General features: G+C 35.9%; 22 protein-coding genes. 5 read left to right on the forward strand and 17 right to left on the reverse strand.

The window, feature by feature from the left end; translation table 11 throughout:
• Positions 1-337: 337 nt before the first annotated feature.
• From ACGH6R_RS07315 to tyrA, 10 genes are all read right to left on the reverse strand, one after another.
• On the reverse strand, positions 338-763 hold the full coding sequence (locus tag ACGH6R_RS07315) for a F0F1 ATP synthase subunit epsilon (RefSeq protein ID WP_220216301.1): 426 nt from the start codon (positions 761-763) through the stop codon (positions 338-340).
• Positions 764-789: 26 nt separating this feature from the next.
• Positions 790-2,172, reverse strand: coding sequence for a F0F1 ATP synthase subunit beta (atpD, locus tag ACGH6R_RS07320; protein WP_065558531.1), 1,383 nt, complete (start codon positions 2,170-2,172; stop codon positions 790-792).
• A gap of 49 nt (positions 2,173-2,221) precedes the next feature.
• Complete coding sequence (gene atpG / locus ACGH6R_RS07325; protein ID WP_065558532.1) at positions 2,222-3,091, reverse strand: F0F1 ATP synthase subunit gamma; 870 nt, start codon at positions 3,089-3,091, stop codon at positions 2,222-2,224.
• Between the two features lie 14 nt (positions 3,092-3,105).
• The gene (gene atpA, locus ACGH6R_RS07330) at positions 3,106-4,647 is read right to left on the reverse strand and encodes a F0F1 ATP synthase subunit alpha (protein WP_220216303.1); all 1,542 of its coding nucleotides are present in this window, start codon (positions 4,645-4,647) and stop codon (positions 3,106-3,108) included.
• 11 nt (positions 4,648-4,658) lie between these two features.
• Complete coding sequence (atpH, locus tag ACGH6R_RS07335) at positions 4,659-5,192, reverse strand: F0F1 ATP synthase subunit delta (protein ID WP_267350255.1); 534 nt, start codon at positions 5,190-5,192, stop codon at positions 4,659-4,661.
• 13 nt (positions 5,193-5,205) lie between these two features.
• The gene (gene atpF / locus ACGH6R_RS07340) at positions 5,206-5,676 is read right to left on the reverse strand and encodes a F0F1 ATP synthase subunit B (protein WP_065558535.1); all 471 of its coding nucleotides are present in this window, start codon (positions 5,674-5,676) and stop codon (positions 5,206-5,208) included.
• A gap of 24 nt (positions 5,677-5,700) precedes the next feature.
• A complete protein-coding gene (gene atpE / locus ACGH6R_RS07345; protein WP_370632135.1) occupies positions 5,701-5,928 on the reverse strand; it encodes a F0F1 ATP synthase subunit C in 228 nt (75 codons plus the stop codon).
• 34 nt (positions 5,929-5,962) lie between these two features.
• Positions 5,963-6,745, reverse strand: a complete 783-nt coding sequence (gene atpB, locus ACGH6R_RS07350; protein ID WP_065558537.1) for a F0F1 ATP synthase subunit A — start codon at positions 6,743-6,745, stop codon at positions 5,963-5,965.
• Between the two features lie 258 nt (positions 6,746-7,003).
• Positions 7,004-8,335 (reverse strand): phosphoglucosamine mutase, encoded by a 1,332-nt coding sequence (gene glmM, locus ACGH6R_RS07355; protein WP_267358943.1) that lies wholly within the window; start codon positions 8,333-8,335, stop codon positions 7,004-7,006.
• A 118-nt stretch (positions 8,336-8,453) separates the two neighbouring features.
• A complete protein-coding gene (gene tyrA / locus ACGH6R_RS07360) occupies positions 8,454-9,575 on the reverse strand; it encodes a bifunctional chorismate mutase/prephenate dehydrogenase (protein ID WP_411599286.1) in 1,122 nt (373 codons plus the stop codon).
• 115 nt (positions 9,576-9,690) lie between these two features.
• Between tyrA and xthA the strand changes: the two genes are divergently transcribed.
• From xthA to ACGH6R_RS07375, 3 genes are all read left to right on the forward strand, one after another.
• The gene (gene xthA, locus ACGH6R_RS07365; RefSeq protein WP_411599287.1) at positions 9,691-10,497 is read left to right on the forward strand and encodes an exodeoxyribonuclease III; all 807 of its coding nucleotides are present in this window, start codon (positions 9,691-9,693) and stop codon (positions 10,495-10,497) included.
• A 30-nt stretch (positions 10,498-10,527) separates the two neighbouring features.
• A complete protein-coding gene (gene xseA, locus ACGH6R_RS07370; RefSeq protein ID WP_411599288.1) occupies positions 10,528-11,859 on the forward strand; it encodes an exodeoxyribonuclease VII large subunit in 1,332 nt (443 codons plus the stop codon).
• A 176-nt stretch (positions 11,860-12,035) separates the two neighbouring features.
• Positions 12,036-13,706 carry an Hsp70 family protein gene (locus ACGH6R_RS07375; RefSeq protein WP_411599289.1) on the forward strand — a complete coding sequence of 557 codons (1,671 nt, stop codon included), beginning with the start codon at positions 12,036-12,038 and terminating at the stop codon, positions 13,704-13,706.
• A 75-nt stretch (positions 13,707-13,781) separates the two neighbouring features.
• On the opposite strand, the gene ACGH6R_RS07380 is transcribed toward ACGH6R_RS07375, so the two are convergent.
• Both ACGH6R_RS07380 and ACGH6R_RS07385 read right to left on the reverse strand, forming a co-directional pair.
• Positions 13,782-16,457 carry a hypothetical protein gene (locus ACGH6R_RS07380; protein WP_411599290.1) on the reverse strand — a complete coding sequence of 892 codons (2,676 nt, stop codon included), beginning with the start codon at positions 16,455-16,457 and terminating at the stop codon, positions 13,782-13,784.
• Entirely contained in the window at positions 16,454-17,152 is a 699-nt protein-coding gene (locus tag ACGH6R_RS07385) for a DUF1266 domain-containing protein (RefSeq protein WP_411599291.1), read from the reverse strand. Before ACGH6R_RS07385 ends, ACGH6R_RS07380 begins: the two co-directional genes overlap by 4 nt.
• Before the next feature lie 229 nt (positions 17,153-17,381).
• Here ACGH6R_RS07385 and dolP point away from each other — a divergent pair, with 229 nt between their 5' ends.
• Positions 17,382-17,960 carry a division/outer membrane stress-associated lipid-binding lipoprotein gene (gene dolP / locus ACGH6R_RS07390; protein ID WP_267358932.1) on the forward strand — a complete coding sequence of 193 codons (579 nt, stop codon included), beginning with the start codon at positions 17,382-17,384 and terminating at the stop codon, positions 17,958-17,960.
• Between the two features lie 49 nt (positions 17,961-18,009).
• Here dolP and ACGH6R_RS07395 read toward each other — a convergent pair whose 3' ends face one another.
• The 5 genes from ACGH6R_RS07395 to ACGH6R_RS07415 form a co-directional block, all read right to left on the reverse strand.
• Complete coding sequence (locus ACGH6R_RS07395) at positions 18,010-18,405, reverse strand: SufE family protein (RefSeq protein WP_267350271.1); 396 nt, start codon at positions 18,403-18,405, stop codon at positions 18,010-18,012.
• 69 nt (positions 18,406-18,474) lie between these two features.
• Positions 18,475-19,686: a cysteine desulfurase CsdA gene (csdA, locus tag ACGH6R_RS07400; protein WP_411599292.1), complete on the reverse strand. Its 1,212-nt coding sequence runs from the start codon at positions 19,684-19,686 to the stop codon at positions 18,475-18,477.
• Positions 19,655-20,533 carry a U32 family peptidase gene (locus ACGH6R_RS07405; RefSeq protein ID WP_411596746.1) on the reverse strand — a complete coding sequence of 293 codons (879 nt, stop codon included), beginning with the start codon at positions 20,531-20,533 and terminating at the stop codon, positions 19,655-19,657. Before ACGH6R_RS07405 ends, csdA begins: the two co-directional genes overlap by 32 nt.
• A gap of 158 nt (positions 20,534-20,691) precedes the next feature.
• Positions 20,692-21,687 (reverse strand): peptidase U32 family protein, encoded by a 996-nt coding sequence (locus ACGH6R_RS07410; RefSeq protein WP_255556881.1) that lies wholly within the window; start codon positions 21,685-21,687, stop codon positions 20,692-20,694.
• Between the two features lie 306 nt (positions 21,688-21,993).
• Positions 21,994-22,944, reverse strand: coding sequence for a tetratricopeptide repeat protein (locus ACGH6R_RS07415; protein ID WP_411596745.1), 951 nt, complete (start codon positions 22,942-22,944; stop codon positions 21,994-21,996).
• A 425-nt stretch (positions 22,945-23,369) separates the two neighbouring features.
• Here ACGH6R_RS07415 and suhB point away from each other — a divergent pair, with 425 nt between their 5' ends.
• Positions 23,370-24,173: an inositol-1-monophosphatase gene (suhB, locus tag ACGH6R_RS07420; protein ID WP_411599293.1), complete on the forward strand. Its 804-nt coding sequence runs from the start codon at positions 23,370-23,372 to the stop codon at positions 24,171-24,173.
• The last annotated feature ends 76 nt before the right edge of the window (positions 24,174-24,249 follow it).

The raw sequence follows: 24,249 nt of genomic DNA on the forward strand, positions 1-24,249 counted from the left end.
AGAAAACAGATTTTGGGGCTGTATAATTTTAAACGTAATGGGGATCATCAAAGAAAAACACACACAAAACGTTCATAATTTATCTTACTCAAAGTAAATTTTGCAGTTTGCTTAGCAGTATTCTCATTTTTAATTTTTTTTATTTACGACATAAAAATTTAACAATATAAAAAAAGATGAATTAATTATTCAATTCAATTATAAAAGTAATAAACGGTTTTACTTCACAGTGTGAATATGAAGACTTGTCGTTATTGGGGTACTGAACAGGACTATTGGAAAAGCAGAAAAGATTACAAAATTAATTTTTGTAATCTTTTTGATTTTAATAACGAAACTATTGTCCAATACGGCGTGTTAATTCGATAACACGCATTTTAGCTAAAGCTTTTGACAATTCAGCAGAGGCTTGTGCAAATGACATATCATCACTTGGGTGATTAATATGTTCTTGGGCACGTCTGACTGCTTCTTGTGCTCTTGCTTCATCTAAATCTTCGCCTCGAATAGCCGTATCAGCTAAGATTGTTACTATATTGGGTTGAACTTCTAATATACCACCCGATAGGTAGATAAATTCTTCTTCACCATTGGGTTTCACAATACCCACCATACCTGGTTTAATGGTAGTAAGCAGTGGCGTATGACCCGGGTAAATACCGAGTTCACCTTCAATACCTGTGACTCTGATTCGCTGAACATCACCCGAAAATAGGTGAGATTCAGCACTAACAACTTCTAATTGATAGGAAGTTAGTGCCATAATACTATCTCCGTTCAATGAATCTCTTACAGAGATTTCGCTTTTTCAATCGCTTCATCGATTGAACCAACCATATAGAATGCTTGTTCAGGAATGTGATCATAATCACCGTTCATGATACCTTTAAAAGCACTGATTGTATCTTTTAATGGCACATATTTACCCGGTGAACCAGTGAACACTTCGGCAACGAAGAATGGTTGAGATAAGAAGCGTTGAATTTTACGTGCACGAGCCACGGTCAATTTATCGTCCTCTGATAACTCATCCATACCAAGAATAGCGATAATATCTTTTAATTCTTGATAGCGTTGTAAAATTGATTGCACGCCTCGTGCACAATCATAGTGTTCTTGACCAACAACCAATGGATCTAATTGACGACTGGTTGAATCAAGTGGATCAACCGCAGGATAGATACCTAATGAAGCGATTTGACGACTTAATACGATTGTTGCATCTAAGTGAGCAAAGGTTGTTGCTGGTGATGGGTCTGTCAAGTCATCGGCTGGTACGTATACTGCTTGAATTGATGTAATTGAACCAGTTTTAGTCGATGTAATACGTTCTTGAAGTATACCCATTTCTTCGGCTAATGTTGGTTGATAACCTACTGCTGATGGCATACGACCCAATAGTGCCGATACTTCTGTTCCGGCTAAGGTATAACGATAAATATTATCGATAAATAAGAGTACGTCTTTACCTTCATCACGGAATTTTTCAGCCATTGTTAATCCTGTCAACGCTACGCGCAAACGGTTTCCTGGTGGCTCATTCATCTGACCATAAACAAGCGATACTTTATCAAGTACGTTTGATTCTTTCATTTCATGATAAAAGTCATTACCCTCACGAGTACGCTCACCAACACCTGTAAATACAGAGTATCCAGAATGTTCGATAGCGATGTTACGGATTAACTCCATCATGTTAACGGTTTTACCTACACCTGCACCACCGAAAAGACCGACTTTGCCCCCTTTTGCAAATGGACAAATTAAGTCGATAACTTTAATACCGGTTTCAAGTAACTCAGTTGAGTTAGCCAGTTCTTCATAGGTTGGCGCTGCACGGTGAATAGCCCAGCGCTCTTCTTCGCCAATTGGACCTGCTTTATCAACAGGATCACCAAGTACGTTCATAATACGACCTAGTGTTTTAGTACCTACCGGTACTTCAATGCCGTGCCCTGTGTTGACGACTTTAAGTCCACGTCTTAAACCATCAGATGATCCCATTGCGATACAACAAACAACGCCACCACCTAATTGTTGCTGAACTTCCAGAACTAATTTTTCGGCGCCAGTTTCCACTTCTAATGCATCATATACCTTTGGTACTGCATCTTCTGGGAATTCGACATCAACCACCGCACCGATGATCTGGACAATCTTTCCAGTAGCCATTTTTATTCCTCTACGTCTTTTTCTTAACTATAAGCCAATATATTTAGCATTAACCTGAAACAGCAGCTGCGCCCGATACAATATCAATCAATTCATTGGTAATCGCACCTTGACGTGCTTTGTTATACACAATCTGTAATTCATTGATTAAATTTGCACCATTATCGGTTGCTGCTTTCATGGCCACCATTCTTGCTGCTTGTTCACTCGCTAGATTTTCTACCACAGCTTGATAAACCTGTGATTCAATATAACGACGTAAAATCACATCTAAAAGCGATTTAGCATCAGGCTCATAAATATAATCCCATGTTGAAGCAGTGAGTTTTTTATCTTCTGAATGCGGTAATGGTAATAATTGCTGAATAGTCGGTTTTTGCGACATGGTATTAATAAATCTATTCGTTGCGATATATAATCTATCAATTTTCCCATTGTCATACGACTCAAGCATCGTTTTTACTGGACCTATCAAATCAGATAATTCTGGTTCATCACCTAAATTAGTCACTTGGGTTAAAATATTTGTTTTTACTGATGAGAAAAACGAAACCCCTCGTGAACCAATTAATGCGACATCTGCTTCTACACCTTTTTCCTGCCATGCTGACATATCAGCAACGACAGTTTTAAAAAGATTGATATTTAAACCACCACATAAACCACGATCGGTTGAAATAATAAGATAACCAACTCGTTTTACATCCCTTTCTTCTAAATAAGGATGTTTGGCACCTATTTGAGCTAACGCTAAATGTCCAATTACTTCACGAATCATTTCGGCATATGGACGAGAAGATGCCATTCTATCTTGCGTTTTACGCATTTTGGAATTGGCAACCATTTCCATTGCTTTTGTGATCTTTTGCGTACTTTGGATACTGGCAATTTTCGTTCTGATCTCTTTTGCATTAGCCATTTGTTACCTCACCCTTACCAAGTTTGAGTTGATTTAAAGCTATCAAGCATTGCTTTTAACTTACTTTCAATCTCATCATTGTAATTGCCTGTCTCGTCAATCTGTTTAACAAAATCGGCATATTGACTATGCGCATAAGCTAGTAGTGCTGCTTCAAATGGTAAAACCTTAGCGAGTTCAACATCTTCAAGATAACCACGCTCTGCTGCATAAAGAACAATTGATTGTTCAGCAACTGTCATTGGTGAGTATTGCTTTTGTTTCAATAATTCAGTTACTTTTTCACCATGACTTAATTGGTTTCTTGTTGCTTCATCTAAATCAGATGCAAACTGAGAAAACGCCGCTAATTCACGATATTGTGCAAGGGCTGTACGAATACCACCAGATAATTTTTTCATTATCTTAGTTTGTGCAGCACCACCTACACGAGAAACCGAAATACCCGGGTTAACCGCAGGACGGATACCAGAGTTAAACAAGCTGGTTTCTAAGAATATCTGACCATCAGTAATTGAAATTACGTTAGTTGGTACGAACGCTGAAACGTCACCAGCTTGGGTTTCAATAATCGGTAGAGCCGTTAATGAACCTGTTTTACCTTTCACTTCACCTTTGGTGAACTCTTCAACATACGCTTCGTTAACACGTGCTGCACGTTCAAGTAGGCGAGAATGTAAATAGAATACATCACCTGGATAAGCTTCACGTCCAGGTGGACGACGAAGTAACAATGAAATTTGACGGTAAGCAACCGCTTGTTTAGATAAATCATCATAAACAATTAATGCATCTTGACCACGATCACGGAAGTACTCGCCCATTGCACAACCTGCGTACGGCGCTAAGTATTGTAATGCCGCTGATTCAGAAGCGGATGCAACAACAACAATGGTATTTTTTAGTGCACCATGTTCTTCAAGTTTACGTACAACGTTGGCAATGGTTGATTGTTTTTGACCAATGGCAACATAGATACATTTAACACCTGAGTTACGTTGGTTAATAATTGCGTCGATTGCTAATGCGGTTTTACCGGTTTGTCGGTCACCGATGATAAGTTCACGTTGACCACGTCCAATAGGAATCATTGAGTCAACGGCTTTATAACCGGTTTGTAATGCTTGGTCAACCGATTGACGGTCGATAACACCAGGTGCGACGACTTCAACAGGAGAAAACCCATCATTTTGAATTGAACCTTTACCGTCGATTGGTTCACCAAGGGTATTAATAACCCGACCTAATAAACCATCGCCGACAGGTACTTCTAAAATACGACCAGTACATTGTACTTTCATCCCTTCGGATAGATCTTCGTATGGTCCCATAACGACTGCACCGACAGAATCTCTTTCAAGGTTTAACGCCATTGCGTAACGATTTCCTGGTAGTGAAATCATTTCACCTTGCATGACATCGGTTAATCCGTGGATTCGAAGGATACCATCACTTACCGATATGATCGTTCCTTCATTGTGAGCGTTACTCACAATATTGAACTGAGCAATACGCTCTTTAATTAGTTCACTTATTTCAGTTGAATTTAGCTGCATTATCAGTCCCCTTAAGACTGTAGAGCGTCATTTAATCTTGTTAAACGCCCTCTGATACTACTATCAATAACCATATCGCCCGTACGAATAATAAAACCAGAAATGAGCGATGGATCAATATGACATTTTAGTTTTACTTTTCGTGATAAACGTTTTTCGACAGCGATAGAAATCTTATCAAGTTGTTCGTTAGACAGTGCTTGTGCCGAAATGACATCGACATCTGCTTGCGCTTCTCTCTCTAAACAATATTGTTCAAACAGTGTAAGCACTTCGGGAAGAAGAGATAACCGTTTGTTTTCAGACATAATCTTAATAAAATTTGTACTAAACTCATCTAATACATCTTGACAGATATTGATGAGTAAGTTTGCAACCGAATCGGCTTTCATGTCAGATGTCAAAATACTACGTATTTGTTCGTTTTGACTAACTTGAGATGTTACCATTAGCATTTTATGCCATGATTCGATATTGTTTTTTTCTACCGCAAACTCGAAAGCAGCTTTAGCATAAGGGCGAGCAATTGTAATTAAGTCTGCCATTGCTCTAGTCTCCTTATAATTCAGCTACGAGTTTATCAATGATGTCGCTATTTGCGGCTTCATTAACAGAGCGTTCAATAATTTTTTCTGCACCAGCAATAGCAAGTGTAGCGACTTGTTGTTTAAGCTCTTCTTTAGCTCGTTTACGTTCAGCCTCTACTTCAGCAAATCCTTGCGCAACAATTCGTTCTTTTTCTCGAATTGCTTCTTGTTGTGCTTCTTCAAGAATAATTGCTTTGCGTTTATTGGCTTGCTCTATAATTGCATTAGCCTCAACCTTAGCCTGTTGCATTAAGTCAGATGTATTTGCTTTGGCTAGTTCCAAATCTTTTTTTGCTGTTTCTGCTGAAGCAAGACCATCAGCTATCTCTTTTTGACGTTTTTCAATCGCAGCGATAACAGGAGGCCAAACAAACTTCATACAGAACCAAACAAACAATACAAATGTAATTGCTTGGCCGAGGAGAGTTGCGTTCATATTCATGAGACGATTCCTCTTAGATTTTTATTAGCCGGCAACAGCAAAGATGATATAAAGCGCAATACCCACACAAATCATTGGGATCGCATCCACTAGCCCCATAACAATGAAAAATTGAGTTCGTAACATAGGGATTAATTCCGGTTGACGTGCTGCACCTTCTAAGAATTTACCACCTAGTATACCGATACCAATTGCGCCTCCTACAGCAGCTAATCCCATCATTATGCCTGCGGCTACATATAAAATTTCCATTATATACTCCAGTTTAATATAAAAAATATTGAAATTAATGTTCTTCCGTTGTCGATGCCATTGCTAAATAAACAATCGTCAACACCATAAAAATAAAAGCTTGTAACGTAATAATTAAAATATGGAAAATGGCCCACGGTAAAGATAATACCCATTGTGACCACCAAGGTATTAATGCCGCAATTAAGATGAAAATAAGTTCACCTGCATACATATTACCGAAAAGTCGTAGACCTAAAGATAGTGGTTTAGCTAATAGACCGACAAGTTCAAGTACTAAATTGATTGGTGCAAAAGCCCAGTGATTAAAAGGATGAAGGGTGTAATCTTTGATAAACCCTGAAATTCCTTTGTACTTGATAGAATAGAAAATAATTAAAATAAAGACGCCTAAAGCCATTGACATAGTAATGCTGACATCTGCTGTTGGCACTACTCTCAAATGAGATAAACCTAAATATTGTCCTGCGTAAGGGAGGAAATCAACCGGGATAAGATCCATGAGATTCATAAAAAAGACCCAAATAAATACCGTTAATGCTAACGGTGCAATGAGCTTGTTTTGACCAGTGAACATGTCTTTGACAGTATTATTAACAAATTCAAAGATCATCTCGACAGCACATTGTAATTTACCTGGTACCCCACTTGTTGCTTTTTTGGCAACACGATGAAAAATCCACAAGAAAATAACACCAAGAAAAATTGAAAAAAACAATGAATCAAGATTAAAGGTCCAAAAACCTGAACCTACTTGTAAGTTTTCAAGATGGTGCTTGATATAAGCCTGTGGCGAAGCCGGAGAGGAAACTGCCATATAACCTTCTTACTTATTCCTAAAAATAAAAAATATTACAATGTTTTATCTATATTAAAAGGTATAGACAATCGCTGTAATAACCCTAAGCTAGTATTTTAAACCCAATTACCTATATAAAGTCAACAAATTATTAACAAAATAAATAAATTCAACACTTTTTACTAAAAAATTGTAAATAAACAGAGCTTGCTTAATAAACTCATTAAACGTATTGACTTATTAAAAACTTATTATTACATATAAAAAATATTATTTTTAAGCTTTAACAGCTAGTGCAATACGTTCTGCCAATTTTTGTACTTCGGCTTCTTCACTGCCTTCAACCATTACTCTAATGAGAGGTTCTGTTCCAGATTTGCGAATTAATACCCGCCCGTTACCATCAAGTTCTTTTTCAACTTGCTCTATTGCTAGTTTTACTGCTGAATTTTTTAATGGATCACTTTTTTCGGTATAGTGAACATTAATTAATACTTGAGGTAACATTATCATGCCACTACATAAATCTGATAAAGACATATCGTTGCGAACCATAGCACTTAAAACTTGTAGACCAGCAATAATTCCATCGCCAGTTGTTGTTTTGTCTAATAACAAAACATGACCTGAGTTTTCAGCCCCTAAACGCCATTTCTTCTCAATAAGCTTTTCAAGAACATAACGGTCACCAACTTTAGCACGGGCAAAAGGTATGCCAAGGTTTTTAAGTGCTATTTCCAGTCCCATATTACTCATTAATGTACCGACAACGCCACCTTTTAGTTGACCTTGTCTGAGTGCTTCGCGAGCAATGATATAAATAATCTGATCGCCATCAATTTTTCGACCTTCATGGTCAACCATTATAATGCGATCACCATCCCCGTCTAATGCAAAACCTAAATCTGCTTGTTCATCAATAACTCGTTTTGACAATGCTCTAACATCAGTAGCACCACAATTTTCATTAATATTAACGCCGTCAGGTTCACAGCCAATTTTGATGACTTTTGCGCCGAGCTCACGCAATACTTTTGGCGCAATATGATAGGTTGCGCCATTCGCACAATCGACTACAATTTTCAGACCCGATAGACTTAGCTCATGATCAAAGGTGCTTTTACAAAATTCGATATAACGGCCTGCTGCATCAGTAATACGGCTAGCACGTCCTAATTGTTTGGATTCGACACAATCTATATCTTTTTCTAATTCTGCTTCAATTTCTAATTCAATCGAATCAGCAAGTTTTTTTCCTTCGGTAGAAAAAAATTTAATACCATTATCGTAAAAAGGATTATGTGAAGCAGAAATGACAATACCGGCATCAGCTCGAAAAGTACGAGTTAAATAAGCGATAGCAGGCGTTGGCATTGGTCCGGTAAAGGCAGTAGCAACACCGGCAGACGCAAAACCAGCTTCAAGTGCTGATTCAAGCATATAGCCTGATATACGCGTATCTTTTCCGATTAAGACTTTTTTCACACCATCTTTAGCTAATATGCGTCCAGCTGCCCAACCTAATTTAAGAGCAAAATCGGGAGTGATAGGATATTGTCCAACTTTACCTCGTATCCCATCAGTACCAAAATATTTTCGATTAGACATTTTATTTCCTCATACTAAATTTTATTTCTAATAATAATTTTATTGATAAATAATTACATAAGATTTTTGTGCTAATTATAATTAATGATGTCGGATGTTATATTTATGCATAATAAAATTATTCTCTATTATCATTAGCGAATTTTAATAAAACTTGGCTTTCTTTGATAAAACGTTGTGCATAGCTACCAAACCATTTTGTAACTTGATTAAAATTCTCAACAAATTTACCTTTGTCGCGTTGCTCAATCAAGTTGACCATTTGCCCAAAACAATGATAATAACGTTTAATCAATTCAATATTATCGTCTGATGCCATAATAATATCGGCATAAAGTTCAGGGTCTTGAGCAAATAGCCTTCCGACCATCATTAATTCAAGGCGATATATAGGTGAAGATAACGCAATTAATTGTTCTAAATCTGCTTGCTCGCGTTGTAAATTAACCCCATAGGAAAAAGAGGTGAAATGGCGTAATGCTTGGATAAATGACATGCATTTGTCATGCTCTTTGGCACTTATAGCACATAAGTTTGCCCCCCAAATTCGCATTTGATCGATAAACCATTGGTATTTTTCTGGCTCTCTTCCTTCACAATACACTATAATTTGTTTCGCTAAATTAGGCACATCAGGACCAAACATAGGGTGTAATCCAACGACAGGGCCTGGATGTTTTTCTAACATGGCTTGAAGCGGTTTTACTTTGATAGATGTAAAATCGGTTAATATACAATTTTTAGGTATAGTAGGTAATTGTTGAATGATTTGACAGGTTTTATTTATTGGTACGGTCACAATAACTGCAGCGGCATCGGCAACTATCTGCGAGGCTTGATGCATAGTTTTTGAGCCTAATGTTTTTACCTCATAACCTGAAAGCGTAAATAATCGAGCAAATAATCGCCCCATTTGTCCATTGCCACCGATAATAACAATTGACCCTCGTCCTTTATAAACTTTTTTAAAACCTTTGTCGTTTTCACTAGTATAAGACTCTCGCATTAGTCGCCGTAATATATCTTCGATTAGCGCTGGAGAAATACCTAAATTTTCTGCCTCTTGCCGTCTTTTTGCTAACATCTCAGCTTCACGCTTAGGATCATAAATTGGAATACCATATTTGCTTTTTACTTCGCCAACTTCTTCGACTAAGGCTAATCGCTGAGTAATAAGTGATAAGATTGATTTATCGACCTCATCAATATTATCGCGTAGTTTAAGTAATTCCGTTGTCATATTCGGTGATTCCTTTATCACAAATGGTAGCTTTTACTGTAATAGCTTAACAGTATATCGTATTTTTGATAGCATGGTTAAATCTAAACATCAAATCGAATATAATAAATTTATCATGAAAGTTATCTCATTTAATATTAATAGCCTGCGTGCACGCATTCATCAGTTAGCCGCAATTATTGATAAACATCAGCCCGACATTATTGGTTTACAAGAAACCAAAGTTCACAATGATCAATTTCCTGTCGAAGAGTTAGCACAATTTGGTTATCACTTACATTATCATGGTCAAAAAGGGCATTATGGTGTTGCGTTATTAACCAAACAAAAACCAATATCAGTGCAGTGTGGCTTTCCAACCGATAGTGATGATGCTCAGTGCCGTTTAATTATGGCAGAGTTACCGACCAACCAAGGAAATTTAACCGTGATAAATGGCTATTTTCCACAAGGTGAAAGTTTGCATCATGAAGTTAAATATCCTGCCAAACGTAAGTTTTATCATGATTTGATTGATTATTTACGCCAACATCAATTGAGTAATCAGTTATCCTTGATAATGGGAGATATGAATATTTGCCCAACCGATTTAGATATCGGTATTTCTGATGATAGTCGTAAACGTTGGTTACGAACTGGTAAATGTTCATTTTTACCCGAAGAGCGGGAGTGGATGAGTAATTTAATGTCATTAGGCTTTATCGATACTTATCGTCATGCACATCCAACCGAGCAAGACTATTCATGGTTTGATTATCGATCTAAAGGTTTTGATACCTATACTGGACTGCGCATCGATTTAATTTTAGCTAGTCAAAAATTGTTACCCTATTGTCAACAAACTGGCATTGATTATGATATTCGAGCCATGGACAAACCGTCTGATCATGCACCAATTTGGGCAGAATTCGATTTAACATAAATTTTTAGTATCATTAAGAAGGATGAGTACATGTTGAATAATTCGATTTTATCGGTAAAAGATCTTAATCAAATGGTCAAAGATCTACTTTCTGATGCGATTGGTCAAATTTGGTTAGTTGGCGAAATTTCGAATTTTTCTCGTCCATCTTCAGGGCATTGGTATTTTACGCTTAAAGATGATGCTGCCCAAGTGCGTTGTGCGATGTTTCGAAATAGTAATTTTCGAACGGGGTTTACACCACAAAATGGGCAACAAGTTTTAGTTCGAGCGATGGTGACATTGTACGAAGCTCGTGGAGAATATCAATTAGTCATTGATAAAATGCAACCGGCTGGTGCAGGATTACTGCAACAAAAATTTGAGCAATTAAAACAAAAACTATCTGATGAAGGACTCTTTGATCCTATCTATAAAAAAAGTTTACCAGAAAATATTCGTACTGTTGGTATTATTACCTCAGCAACTGGGGCGGCATTGCATGATATTTGTCAGATTTTAAAACGCCGGGATCCCAGTTTACAGCTAATCATTTATCCGACCCAAGTTCAAGGTACAGAAGCTGCTGGTCAAATAGCCAAGATGATCCAAATAGCAAATGCACGTCAAGAGTGTGATGTGTTGATTGTCGGGCGAGGCGGTGGATCGCTTGAAGATCTTTGGTCATTCAATGAAGAAGTGGTTGCAAGAGCGATATTTGCTAGTCAACTACCTATTGTAAGTGCAGTTGGACATGAAATTGACTTCACAATAGCTGATTTTGTTGCTGATGTGAGAGCAGCGACGCCTTCCGCTGCCGCAGAGCTTGTTAGTCATGACAATAAAGAACAGATTCGGCGAATTCAGATACAAGAACAACATTTATCGATGGCGATGGATTATTACTTAACAAGACAACGCGAAATATTGAATAAATGGTTTCATCGACTTCAGGCGGAACATCCCCAAGCAAAGCTATCTCAACAATTAAATCGACTCATTACTTATCGACACGCGTTATATGAAAATATTCAGCAACATTTGCTTAAACTTACTAATCAATATAATCGATTAGATAGAAAATTATTGAGTGTTTCGCCAGAATATCGCATCACGTTTTATGGTCAGACATTATATCAAAAGCAACAGCAACTGATTAATATGATTAAACAAAAATTAGCAATGTTGCAACATCAATTTGTTTTACAAACCTCACAACTTAATAATTTAAGTCCGCTGGCAACGTTGGAGCGGGGTTATTCAATTACTACTAACCAACATGATGTAGTAATTTGTAATAGTCAACAAATGAAAGTGGGTGAATGTATCACGACAAGGTTAAAAGAAGGGATTCTAGTCAGTCAAATTACTGAGGTGAAATAAAATAATTAATTATTATGATAAAAATCATAATACTAATCTTCAATTTTAAACAATAAAGTATACTGATTATTTTAATCAGACAAAATTGTCATTAAAATAGTAACGCAGTATATGATACTGCGTTAAAAATTTTTAATAACTAATAATATTTAAGCACATAAGAGAATAGACGATTTATGCATCCCCCAATAGGTATTGATTTAGGTACAACAAACAGCTTAATTTGTGTTTGGCAAGATAGTAAACCGACGCTGATTCCCAACGCAATTGGAGAAGTGGTAACACCATCAGCAATAAGTATTGATGAAGATGGCTCCATTTTAGTTGGTCGAGCAGCGTTATCACGATTAACAACTCATCCCAATCAGAGTGCATCAGCATTTAAACGTTTTTTAGGATCGAATAAAGTTTTTGAATTAGGCGATAAGAAGTTTACGCCAACAGAACTTTCTGCAATTGTCCTAAAATCTTTAAAAGCTGATGCTGAAGCTTTTCTAAAACAAAACATTCATGATGTGGTGATTTCTGTCCCTGCTTATTTTAATGATGAGCAGCGCAAACAAACCCGTTTTGCAGCTGAACTTGCTGGATTAAACGCGGTACGTTTAATTAATGAACCAACTGCAGCGTCCATGGCATATGGCTTGCATGATGAACAATCCGGTAATACATTAGTTTTTGATTTGGGTGGGGGGACATTTGATGTCACCGTACTTGAATACTCTATGCCAATTATCGAAGTCCATGCTTCGGCGGGCGATAATTATTTAGGGGGAGAAGATTTTACTCATGATATTGTTAAAGCTTGCTTAAGTGAATGGAATATTAAACAGCAAGATGTTTCAGCCGATGATTATGCCAGATTACTTGATTTAGCTGAACAGTTAAAATGCAAGTTAAACGGCGAACAGATGCAACATTTAACTTGGTTTTGGCAAGATAAAGAGTGGCAATTTGAGCTTAACGAAAATCGAGCTAAAATGATTTGGTTGCCATTATTAAATCGCCTTCGAGCACCGATCGAGCAAGCGTTAAGTGACGCTCGGTTGAAGCCGAATCAACTAGAACATATTGTGTTAGTGGGTGGTTCGTCTCAATTGGGCGTTGTGCGTGAACTGGTTACCAAATTATTTGGCAAATTACCTTATCGCCATATTAATCCGACCACTATTGTGGCACAAGGTGCTGCAGTACAAGCAGCTTGTCGATTGCGTAATAAAGATGTGGAAGAAGTTATTTTGACCGATGTTTGTCCCTACACATTAGGTATTGAAAGTGCGTCGGATAATGTTCATGGCTTATTTTCCCCCATTATTGAACGCAATACAATTGTACCAACTTCCAAAGTGAAGACTTTTTATACTAGTCGTCCACAACAAAAATTGATTTCTATAGCTGTTTATCAAGGCGAAAATCCACGTGTTGAAAACAATGTGTTAATTGATGAGTTTGAAGTTCCTTTGACGCCTATGGAAAAAAAACAAGGGATTGATATTCGTTTCAGTTATGATTTAAATGGATTATTAGAGGTCGATGTTGTGGTACTTGAAACAGGTAAGCAACACGGCAAGGTAATCGATCATAGCCCGATAGGGTTAACAGAACAACAAAAACAGGAAAGTCATGAACGTTTAAAATCACTGAAAATTCATCCCCGAGATCAAATGCAAAATCGTACATTATTAGCTAGATTGGAACGTGCATGGGCGCAATCACTTGGTGATGAACGTCATTTAATTGGATCTTATCTTGAAGCATTTCTTGATGTATTAAATCGTCAAAATCCAGATGAAATTAATGAGTTTCGTTGTGATATTGAGTCTGAACTTAAAGATCTTGATAGATAATTATTCAAAGTAGTATTTATAAACTTCTCCCCTTTTATTATTGATATAAAAGGGGAAGTTTATACACTAGTTTATCTATTCCTTCACAGGCGGTCCATATCGGTTATTTTTTTTATAACTAGGTTTCCAGAAAGGTATTAATATCAGTAAAAATAGGGTATAAATAATGAAGTAACTTGGTTCACCTAAATAACTATCATTTGCACGTCGTTTTAATGCGAAAACAATATTTATTCCCGAAATCATATAAGCAAATTTTGAAACTTCGTTATATATTGATGAGTCGGACAAATATCTATCAAGAAATAAGGCAGAAAAACCAATAATGAACAGACTATAAAAAATTTGTTTACAAAATCCTTTACGATTTGTTCGTCCATCTAAACGCCAAAATTGCCACCATTTATTTTCAGGTAGAGATAATGCATCAACTTGTTTTTGATTTTCACGATTTCTAGCTAAAAGTAAGGCGGCACATAAGCGTAATATCATATTATTGTCTGAATGATTTTTTAGCCCTTCTAACATCTCGATATCATCTTCTTCAATTAGACCACAGTAGTTGGCTAAACATTCTTTAAGATATATTATTCTAGCCGTTAGATCATTATGTTGATATTTATCTTTATTTACTGAAGATGGAAATAACCACTGTTTTTCGAGCGAATTTGCGATTTTTTGTAAATCACCATTATCACCTGCAATTTTATTTAACGCTTGTTGTAATTTCAGATTTTGTTCAGGTTTATATAACAAAATGGCATTTAATATCATTAAATAATAAGGGTTTTGATTGGCAAATTTGGTTTGCCACAATTGTTCGATTTTATTTTCGATATCTTTTAAATCAATTTTTTCAGGATAGTCTATATCAGATTCGATTGAATCTGGGTAATTGATTAAAATACTATTGATTAACCCACTATTATTATCCATTAAATTATAGAGCTCAGTTTTATTTTGCCAGTTTCCATATTTGAAAATATTAATCACTGGAAGCATTAGATCATCATCGGTTAATTTAAACGTAATATTTTCTTTTCGAAGATATTTTGCTGTTTCGTAGGGTTGATTAATTATAGCCATCGTTAAAATAAATTGACGATACCACTCCCAATAAACGTTTTTATCACACGATGAATCAGGTGGAGTTGGAAACTGGTAATAATGTTCAGATTCTAAGAAAATAAACCAGTCAAACATCTCTATATTTGCATAACGCGAAAAATTATCAAGATGTTTTTTGGCACGCTCCGGAATGGCATCGAATCTATCCAACCATAAACGACCATAGTATTGTTCGTACCCATTCAAGTTAGGATCAAATTTATCTGGAATGGGCGTATTTTCATCACTATCATACAGCCAAGCTTTAAATTCTTTGACGGGTGGAATTTGTTCAAGCCATGTTAAATGTTGCCGAGCTTGGCGTTGTAAATTTTGTAGAATAAAATACTCAAAGTCATCTTTACTCTGTTCATCAATAATTTGTTGTAATAAAGTTTGATTACCATGTCGTAACATAATGGCATGACGATATAAGCGATATAAACGATTAGTACCGTCATCAAGTAACAACAGTGCAAGAATTTGACGATAATTCCAACTCACATTTAACGACCATTTGATAAAACTTGCAATTTCAGGGGAATACTCATCAGGATCAATTTGTGCTAGTCGTGCAACCGTTGTTGCTGTTAACTGAGGAACTGCGTAAAGGTAAGTTTCTGATGTTTCTGCAGCGATACAATAAGAGTTATTCAATGCGATAATTAACAATGGAAAATAATCACTAGCATAATGTGAGCACCAGCCCGCTATCCAACTGGCTGCTTTTTCTTGATAATGACCTGAGTTATAAAGATCAAGCCAAGCCTGTAAAGACTCATGTTTTTTATCAAGCATAGTATATTGAATTGCTGCAATATATTTCCATTCGATATTGATATGTTCATCTTGATCATCTTGAGTGATGCATTTCAACGCATAATCTAATAAGGTTTGATTAGGTATTCTTGCAACGCAGTGCCAATTAGCAAATTGAAGCATTAAGCTTTTATCATTGGGTAAATAGATGACGGTATCTTGTGATAAAAAGTCATAAAGATCACTACTTCTACGTTCGTAAAATAACCATTTGGCATAATCGATATAATTTATCGTTGCATCTTGCAGGGCTCTGTTTGTGGTGGGTAACAGGGTATAGTCAAATAAATCTTCACTCTCAATATGATTTAAAAAGATATCATACCTTTCAGATTGATTGGGAGATTGTATTTTCAGTTGTTGGCGCCAACGCAAATTATCCGCTAACAGTTTGATACAAGCGTTTGATACATTGCTTGCTTCATAACTTATTTCTAATAGACGCCATTTTACCGAATCAATGATTGCCATTGGGTAATCGTAAAATGAACTAATAAATTTTTGCCATTCATCGGCGTTAAAACACCGTTGTGGATCGTTCAAAAGTGCTTGATAAGCAGTATAAATTTCATTTTCTTTGATTTGTTTTTCTGTAAGGGGGTGATTGACTGCTTGCTCTTGTGATTCTTGTTGTGATTGCCCATCCATTTGTTCGGTTGACTGTGCATACTGTATTGCAAACTCATAAGCTTCACGTAAAGCTTTAAATCCAATCGGGTCTGTTTCGGGATGATAAAAGGGTAACTTGGCTCGATAGGCTTGACGTATTGCGACAGTATCCGTCGTTTTTTCTATTTCGAGTAGTTGCCAAATATGTTCATTCATAACCAATCATACTCCCTTAATGATTCTGGCTTTTCAAATTTCTCAATATCAATAAACCATGGTAACCGGTTAAAGGGTGCTTGTTTGTCTTCATATAAATTTGCCATGGATGTTACTTTAGATGGACGGGATAATTCACAGCGTAATTTTTCTAAATCGTCTTTAATCTGTAAATTATTCCAATATTGTAAACCAATAAACCAACTAACAAGGTAGTGTTGCCAAGATTGATAAAAGTATGTTGAACGTAACCCAATTCTATGCAAAATCCATAAACATTCTTCTTCAGTGACATATTTATTCGTCGTGCCAAGTCGTAGAAGATAGGCCATCCGGGTATAATCCCAACTACGAATTCCTGCAATATTACAGATAGGAAATGTTTGCTCAACAAATTTAAGTATCACTTTATGATAATCAGTTTGACGTTCATAAAAGCTGAGCCAATCAAATTCAGACAATTGAGAATATTTAGAATAGAATTCAGATAATAATGGTGCATGTCCATCATCAATCATGGTGAAAACGCAATCAAGTAAAGTTTCCCGAGAATCTATTTCCCAACTCTCTTTCAAATCTATAAAATCATCGTTAGGATAAAAAAAAGGTGAGGTATAGCTTGCTCCATATCTTTTATTTAATATTACCATTGGCGCTGACAAACCATATAGCCAATCAATATAATCCTGTTCCATATTAGCCTATAAAATATCAATACATAGTTTAGTGTATAAAGATAACAGATTTTTTAAATAGACGTCAGTCTGTTTTACTGTTTTTCGTTTATTATTTTTAAAAAAATAAACAATAATTATTGTGAATAACAGTAAAATTGTTTTGCAAATTACTTTGTGCAAGGCATAATAAAATCAATTTATTTTGTCATCAGTTACACATTACTAAGCCATAAATGAAGGAGTTATAATGAGAAAAATTGCCTTAACGGTAATATTAATGTCTGGCTCATTGATGTTACAAGGCTGTGTTGCTGCGGTAATTGGAGCCGGTGCAACGGCTACAGCCAAAGTTGCTTCAGATCCGCGTACAACCGGGACTCAAGTTGATGATACAACGCTGAATTCACGAATGGGTATGAAATTAAAAGAAAATACATCAGCTTTTATTGGTTCACGTATTTCAACGAGTGCTTATGACGGTAATATTCTTTTAACCGGACAAGCAAATAATGAACAGAGTATGAAAGCCGAAAATCTTGCTCATGAAGTTGAAGGTGTCAAAAAAGTATTTAATCAAATTCGTATCGGTGAGTCTGTTGGTGCAGGAACCATTACCAATGACGCATGGATTACAACCAAAGTTAAATCACAATTAGTCTTAAATTCGGCAACAAAAGCCAGAAATATTAAAGTCGTTACCGAAAATGGCGAAGTTTTTTTAATTGGTATTGTCAAACCTGAAGAGGGTAAAGCTGCTGCAGTTGTTGCCAGTAAAGTAGCTGGTGTTAAAAAAGTTATCACACTTTTTACTTATTTAGATAAGTAAAAAGTGAAATCGATGAAAGGGCGGAAAGATATTTCGCCCTTTTATTATTCTAATTAACTGATTGAATTCGCTCTATTAATTTATCTAATCCTTTTAGGCGAGATTGACTAAGCTCGTCGGTAATTTTAAGTTTACTTAATTCAAACTGAAAATCGATAGCCTGAATTTGCTTCGCTGTTTTATGATTTGCAATGATAAGTAAAATTGCGAGTAACCCTTTAACAATTCGACCCTCACTATCACCTTGAAAAATAAAAGTATCATCAGCTTGTTTTTGAAAAGTAAGCCAAACTCGATTTTCACAACCATTGACTTGGTTACTATCTGTTTTTAAATCGGCTGGAAAGTCAGGCAATTGTTTTGATAACGCAATGATTTGCCGATAACGATCTTGCCAGTTTTGTTGTTTCAATAATAATTCCGTTAATGTTTGCTGCGATAGCATAATATAGACCTATTTGTCGTTTACATAATGATAAATATTTAAAGTTAACAAAAGCTGGTGATAATACAATTAATCCAAGATTTGTATAGCATGTTGTAATGCAATTATAAAACGGTCGATATCTTGTTTGTTATTATAAGGCATCAATGAAAGACGAATGACACCTTGGCAACCTAGCTTTTGCATTAATGGTTGAGCACAAAGTTCACCAGTGCGTATTGCAATGTTTTGTTCACTTAATAAGATAGCAATATCATTATGATGAATATTGTGGATATTAAATGTGATGATTGAACTATTATTTACACTGTAAAATTGAATATTGGTTAGTTTACTAAGTTGTGATTTTGCATAATCGGCTAATTGTTCGGTATATAATTGTGCTTGATTAAAATCCCAACGTTTTAGCCATTCAAACGTTGCATTAAAGCCTAGCATTCCGGCGATATTGGGTGTGCCTGCTTCAAATTTATACGGATGTTGCTCAGGTATAAAGTGATCGAAAGAGACACTTTTTAGCATTTTACCTCCACCATGCCAAACGGGCATAGTCTCAAGCAAAATTTGTTTACCATATAATACACCGAGTCCTGTTGGACCATATAATTTATGCGCTGAAAACACATAAAAATCAATATCAAGTTTATCAACATCAATGGGATGATGAACAATACCTTGAGCACCATCCACCACTAAAATGGCATTATATTGGTGAACGATTTGGCTAATCGCTGCTAAATCCGGACAAAATCCTGTCACATTGGACATTTGTGTAATGGCGACAATTTTTGTGCATTCTGATAGAAGTGAAGTCAGATCATCAATAACCGATGACCATTTAATTACTTTGGCTCCCGTTTGCTCTGCAACAATTAGCCATGGCAATAAATTGCTATGGTGCTCTAATTCACTGACAATAATCTCATCACCTGCTTTTAGCAAAGGTCGAGCATAGCTTTGTGCAATAAGATTAATGGATTCGGTCGTACCACTTGTCCAAATAATTTCACTGCTCGTTGAAGCGTTAATCCAATCAGCGACATTTTGCCGAGCTTGATTTATTATTTCAGTCACTTGTAAGGCATTAGGGTGCAAACTGCGTTTAACAGTTGCAGTATTGTGTGCATAATATTCCAGCGTCGCATCGATCATCGCTTGGGGCTTGAGTGATGTTGCGGCTGAATCAAGATACACGTTTTCATTGTTCAGAGCAGGAAATTCTGCTCTAAACTTTTGATGAGAAAACTTTTTACTGGTTAAGTTCAAGTCCTGCAATTCCATTCCAATACCCATTACAGTCTCGTTTATGCTCTATATGTAGCGGATTTAATCCTTCTTCGTTCGCTCTAAACTGTTTCACAATATCCAATGTTTCCAACCCAAGTGGTGAAATACGAACAATATCAACTAATCCTTTCATCTCTTTGAGTTGATTACCTAAATTATAGCAATAACCGCTTTGTGTTTGGATCCCATTTAGAACAAACACTTTTTGTTGTTCTTGTGAAAACACTTCACGCCCAACAGGGTATTTGATACAACATGTTTCGCATTTATCTTTTGGTTTATCTTCTGAACGTGCCGTAAAACAACGAGCTGAATAGGCTAACGGCAGGTAACCGTAACTGAAAACTTCAACGTCAAAATTTCGCTCGATATTGAGACTATCAAATTGATTTAGTACATTTGCTAACCAATCCCGAGAAAGTTCAACGGGCATACACCAACGTACCATACCTTGTTTTTGTAATAATTTTAACGTGTATGCGTTATAGCAATTAATTGCAGGGCCGGCAACAAAAGGTAATTTATTTTCCTGAGCGATATTAATTGCAGCTAAATCATTGGCTTCAATTAAAAAATCGCCATTATTAACGAGTAATCTTAATTCATTTAATTCAGATGGAGCTTCAAGCAAAGCCAACGTTGAAAGCACCACTTGTTTTCCTGATTTAGCGACTTCTTTAGCTAATTCAAGCCAGTTAGGGACTTTCATTTCACGGCGTTTAGTACAAACTGTTTCGCCCATATAAATAATATCGGCTTCACTTTCTTTTGCCGCATGATAAAAAGCTTCTGTTTCGGTTTTAGGCCAATAATAAAGCACTGGGCCTAATGCATATTTCATAGTTTTGCTCACTATATTGATTTATGTTAGATCATTTATCAAATCATTTAAAATGATATTTTATTAAATAAATTCAACAATATAAATTAAAGTAATGCCACTTTATTTTTAATAAGTGTCTTTTCCAATAATATGAATTTAAAGTCTAAAATATTCAATTATTGCCATTTACGGTGATAAGCACCCAATGTCGTTTGTGTTCCTTCCGACACAGAGCCTAATGTATCCATCCAATGTTGTTCAGCTTGAAATGATTGTGGGTTTGCTTTATAACGGTCAATTGCTTGTCGCCATACTTTGGTTACTTGCTCAACATAAGCTGGACTGCGTTGACGCCCTTCAATTTTGACCGATGCAATATTGGCAGCAAATAACTCGGGTAATAGCTCAATGGTATTTAAACTGGTTGGTTCTTCAATTGGATGATAAAGCTGTTCTCCAACAAAATAACGTCCTTTACATAGGGTTGGATAACCGGCATTTTCACCTTTTTTATGACAATCAATCAATACGTTATTCAAACGAGATTCAAGACCTTTGTCAGTCTCTTCCCATCGCACAAATTTAGCTGGAGAACATGCCCCAACCGTATTAGGTGATTCACCTGTTAAATAAGACGATAAATAGCAACGACCTTCAGCCATTATACATAAACTACCGAAGGCAAAAACTTCTAAAGGGACGGGAGAAACTTTTGATAACTGTTTAACTTGATGCATCGACAGAACACGAGGCAATACAATACGATGAACCTGAAAATTATTATAATAAAACTTGATTGACTCTTCATTGGTTGATGAGGCCTGAACGGAAACATGGCGTTCAAGATTAGGGTACTTTTCGGCAGCATAATCAAGCATAGCAAGATCAGCAATAATTAACGCATCAGCACCAATGTTAGCCGCGGTATCAACCGCATGTTGCCAACGCTGAAAATTTTCAGGATGTGCAAAAGTATTTATCGCAATATGCAATTTTTTACCACGTTTATGTACATAATCAGCGGCTTCAATTAATCGCTTCTCATTGAAATTTAAACCAGCAAAATGACGCGCATTGGTATCATCTTTTAAACCAATATAAACGGCATCAGCACCATTATCGATGGCTATTTTAAGTGATGGCAATGAACCTGCTGGACAAAGAAGTTCCATAATAATTCCTAAGTTAAGTTCGGTAATTTATACGTCGTGTATTATGCAATAATTCCCAATTTAAAGCGACTAGAAAGCCAAGTATGCGATGAAAAAAGTAACAATAGTGTGGATTAAATAGATTAACTAACTGTCAGGAAAATTGCCAGAATACTAACTCTATTGCTCACAAATTGCAGTTGGTCAATCATGATAAATATTCTTTTATTTTGTACTTAAAATAGGACAAAATCACCTTAATGATAACGACTGATGAAGAGAAAAATCAAGGTGATTTTATCGACTGAATAACAATACAACGTATGATTATTGTAATTGGCAGGCGTCTTCATCGCCAGTATTTTGGCAAGACAGCTTAAAATAATGTTTAGCTGTGTTAATGTCTTTTTCTCGTCCCAGTCCTTGTTGATAAATAAGTCCTAAATAGTATTGTGATTCACCATGATTTTGTTCAGCAGCCAGTTCAAACCATTTTTGGGCTTGCCGATAATCTTGTTTAACGCCGTTTCCGTTAAAATATAGCCAACCTAATTTGAATTGTGACTCAACGTAACCTTTTTTCGCTGCTTTTTCATCTAATTTTCTACCTTTTACGTAATCTTGTTTCAATCCACCTTTTCCAAGATAATAAAAGTTAGCCAAATTATTATTTGAAACAATGGCATTTCCTTTTACGGCTTGTTCATAATACTTTCTTGCTTTGACGTCATCTTGTTTGACACCTCTTCCAGCTTCATACAAAACACCAAGATTTCCGGCCGCAGCTGGTTCTCCATGCTTTAATGCTTTTTCATACCACTTTCTAGCCATGATATAATTTTGATTGATTGCGTCATTTTTTAAATTGGATTCGATTCCTTTTGCTTTTGGCTTTTGAGCAATTAAATCATAAAAAAGTCCCATATAAAACTCGCCACTACTGTTACCGTTCAATGCGCCTTTTTCAATCAGTTTTTTTGCTTTATCTAAATTTTGAGTGACGCCTAAACCATTCAAATATAAGGAACCTAAATAAACTGAGGCATTTTCATTATTTTGTTTTACGGCTTTTTCATACCATTGAGCTGCTTTGGTATAACTTTGCTCAACTTCAATGCCTTTTTCATACATATAACCTACATGAAATTGTGCTTCTGCATCATTTTGGATAGTGGCTTTTCTGTACTCATCCTTATAATTAAGTTCTTGATTTTCATCAGCAAAAATGGGGTTGTTTACTGAAAAAAATAAGCATAAAATTAATATTAATTTCTTCATCCATTTTTTCCTCTTTATAACAATTTATAGCAAATATATTGTATCAAATTACATCGATAATGGTTTATAAGTATCGTCTTTTAATAAAGTTTTATTAAATAAGTTTGTAATATGTGAAAATTATTTAGCAATGCATACGGTGAAAATCAAAAATAATGTTAGTGATAAGTGAATAATATGTTGATAGGAATTATTTATGTAGCAGCTAGTCTCTTTGATAAATTATTAACGTATCAAAACATTATTTAATGCGGTGAATTTGGGATGTTGCGTTATTTTTCTCAAAATCAATAATATCGCTGACATTCCCAACATAATCTGGCAATAAGCTTATAAAACCTTTATACTATGCCGTAAATTTTGGTATCACTTTTTAGGTTTGCCAAAACAACCCGTTCTTTAACATCATCAATTGGAAGAAAATTATGCATCCGATGCTTAATATTGCTATTCGTGCTGCTCGCAAAGCAGGTAATGTTGCCATTAAGGCTTATGAAAATCCTAGTTCAATCGAAATTGATACTAAAGGTGCTAACGATTTTGCAACCAATGCAGATCGTGCTGCTGAAGCTTTAATTATTGAAACAATTAAAAAAGCGTATCCAGATCATACTATTATCGCTGAAGAAAGTGGTCTTGCTAAAGGTAGCGATGCCGATACGCAGTGGATAATCGACCCAATTGATGGTACCACCAATTTTATTAAGAATATCCCACATTTTGCTGTGTCTATCGCTGCTCGAGTCAAAGGTAAAACCGAAGTGGCAGTGGTTTATAATCCAATGAGCAATGAATTGTATACTGCTGCACGTGGTAAAGGTGCTCAGCTAAATGGCTATCGTATTCGTGTCAGCAATGCTAAAGATTTAAATGGAAGTATACTGGCAACTGCATTTCCATTTAAAGCGAAACAATATAGCGATAGCTATTTTGCAGTTTTACAAAAATTATTTACTAAATGCGGTGATTTTCGTCGCACTGGTTCAGCAGCATTAGATTTGGCTTATGTGGCAGCAGGTCGTTTAGATGGATTTTTCGAAATCGGTTTAAAACCTTGGGATATTGCGGCAGGTGAACTCATCTTACGTGAAGCTGGTGGTGTCATTACCGATTTTGCCGGTGGTAATAATTATATGGTATCTGGTAATGTTGTGGCTGGTAATCCACGAGTAGTGAAAGATTTAATAGTGTCTACTCAAAACGATTGGCCAGAAAAATTACGTAATTAATTTCTATTATGAACAGCGTTGTAATAACGCTGTTTCCTCTTATTTATTGCTTGTCTTTTTGATCACTAAGAAAAAG

The sequence above is a fragment of the Gilliamella sp. CG13 genome (assembly GCF_046635805.1).
Taxonomy (GTDB): Bacteria; Pseudomonadota; Gammaproteobacteria; order Enterobacterales; family Orbaceae; genus Gilliamella; species Gilliamella apicola_I.

Excerpts from the sequence above, each read along its gene's own strand:
- ACGH6R_RS07315 (WP_220216301.1), bottom strand. The coding sequence starts at position 763 with ATGGCACTAACTTCCTATCAATTAGAAGTTGTTAGTGCTGAATCTCAC.
- atpD (WP_065558531.1), bottom strand. The coding sequence starts at position 2,172 with ATGGCTACTGGAAAGATTGTCCAGATCATCGGTGCGGTGGTTGATGTC.
- atpG (WP_065558532.1), bottom strand. The coding sequence starts at position 3,091 with ATGGCTAATGCAAAAGAGATCAGAACGAAAATTGCCAGTATCCAAAGT.
- atpA (WP_220216303.1), bottom strand. The coding sequence starts at position 4,647 with ATGCAGCTAAATTCAACTGAAATAAGTGAACTAATTAAAGAGCGTATT.
- atpH (WP_267350255.1), bottom strand. The coding sequence starts at position 5,192 with ATGGCAGACTTAATTACAATTGCTCGCCCTTATGCTAAAGCTGCTTTC.
- atpF (WP_065558535.1), bottom strand. The coding sequence starts at position 5,676 with ATGAATATGAACGCAACTCTCCTCGGCCAAGCAATTACATTTGTATTG.
- atpE (WP_370632135.1), bottom strand. The coding sequence starts at position 5,928 with ATGGAAATTTTATATGTAGCCGCAGGCATAATGATGGGATTAGCTGCT.
- atpB (WP_065558537.1), bottom strand. The coding sequence starts at position 6,745 with ATGGCAGTTTCCTCTCCGGCTTCGCCACAGGCTTATATCAAGCACCAT.
- glmM (WP_267358943.1), bottom strand. The coding sequence starts at position 8,335 with ATGTCTAATCGAAAATATTTTGGTACTGATGGGATACGAGGTAAAGTT.
- tyrA (WP_411599286.1), bottom strand. The coding sequence starts at position 9,575 with ATGACAACGGAATTACTTAAACTACGCGATAATATTGATGAGGTCGAT.
- xthA (WP_411599287.1), top strand. The coding sequence starts at position 9,691 with ATGAAAGTTATCTCATTTAATATTAATAGCCTGCGTGCACGCATTCAT.
- xseA (WP_411599288.1), top strand. The coding sequence starts at position 10,528 with ATGTTGAATAATTCGATTTTATCGGTAAAAGATCTTAATCAAATGGTC.
- ACGH6R_RS07375 (WP_411599289.1), top strand. The coding sequence starts at position 12,036 with ATGCATCCCCCAATAGGTATTGATTTAGGTACAACAAACAGCTTAATT.
- ACGH6R_RS07380 (WP_411599290.1), bottom strand. The coding sequence starts at position 16,457 with ATGAATGAACATATTTGGCAACTACTCGAAATAGAAAAAACGACGGAT.
- ACGH6R_RS07385 (WP_411599291.1), bottom strand. The coding sequence starts at position 17,152 with ATGGAACAGGATTATATTGATTGGCTATATGGTTTGTCAGCGCCAATG.
- dolP (WP_267358932.1), top strand. The coding sequence starts at position 17,382 with ATGAGAAAAATTGCCTTAACGGTAATATTAATGTCTGGCTCATTGATG.
- ACGH6R_RS07395 (WP_267350271.1), bottom strand. The coding sequence starts at position 18,405 with ATGCTATCGCAGCAAACATTAACGGAATTATTATTGAAACAACAAAAC.
- csdA (WP_411599292.1), bottom strand. The coding sequence starts at position 19,686 with ATGGAATTGCAGGACTTGAACTTAACCAGTAAAAAGTTTTCTCATCAA.
- ACGH6R_RS07405 (WP_411596746.1), bottom strand. The coding sequence starts at position 20,533 with ATGAAATATGCATTAGGCCCAGTGCTTTATTATTGGCCTAAAACCGAA.
- ACGH6R_RS07410 (WP_255556881.1), bottom strand. The coding sequence starts at position 21,687 with ATGGAACTTCTTTGTCCAGCAGGTTCATTGCCATCACTTAAAATAGCC.
- ACGH6R_RS07415 (WP_411596745.1), bottom strand. The coding sequence starts at position 22,944 with ATGAAGAAATTAATATTAATTTTATGCTTATTTTTTTCAGTAAACAAC.
- suhB (WP_411599293.1), top strand. The coding sequence starts at position 23,370 with ATGCATCCGATGCTTAATATTGCTATTCGTGCTGCTCGCAAAGCAGGT.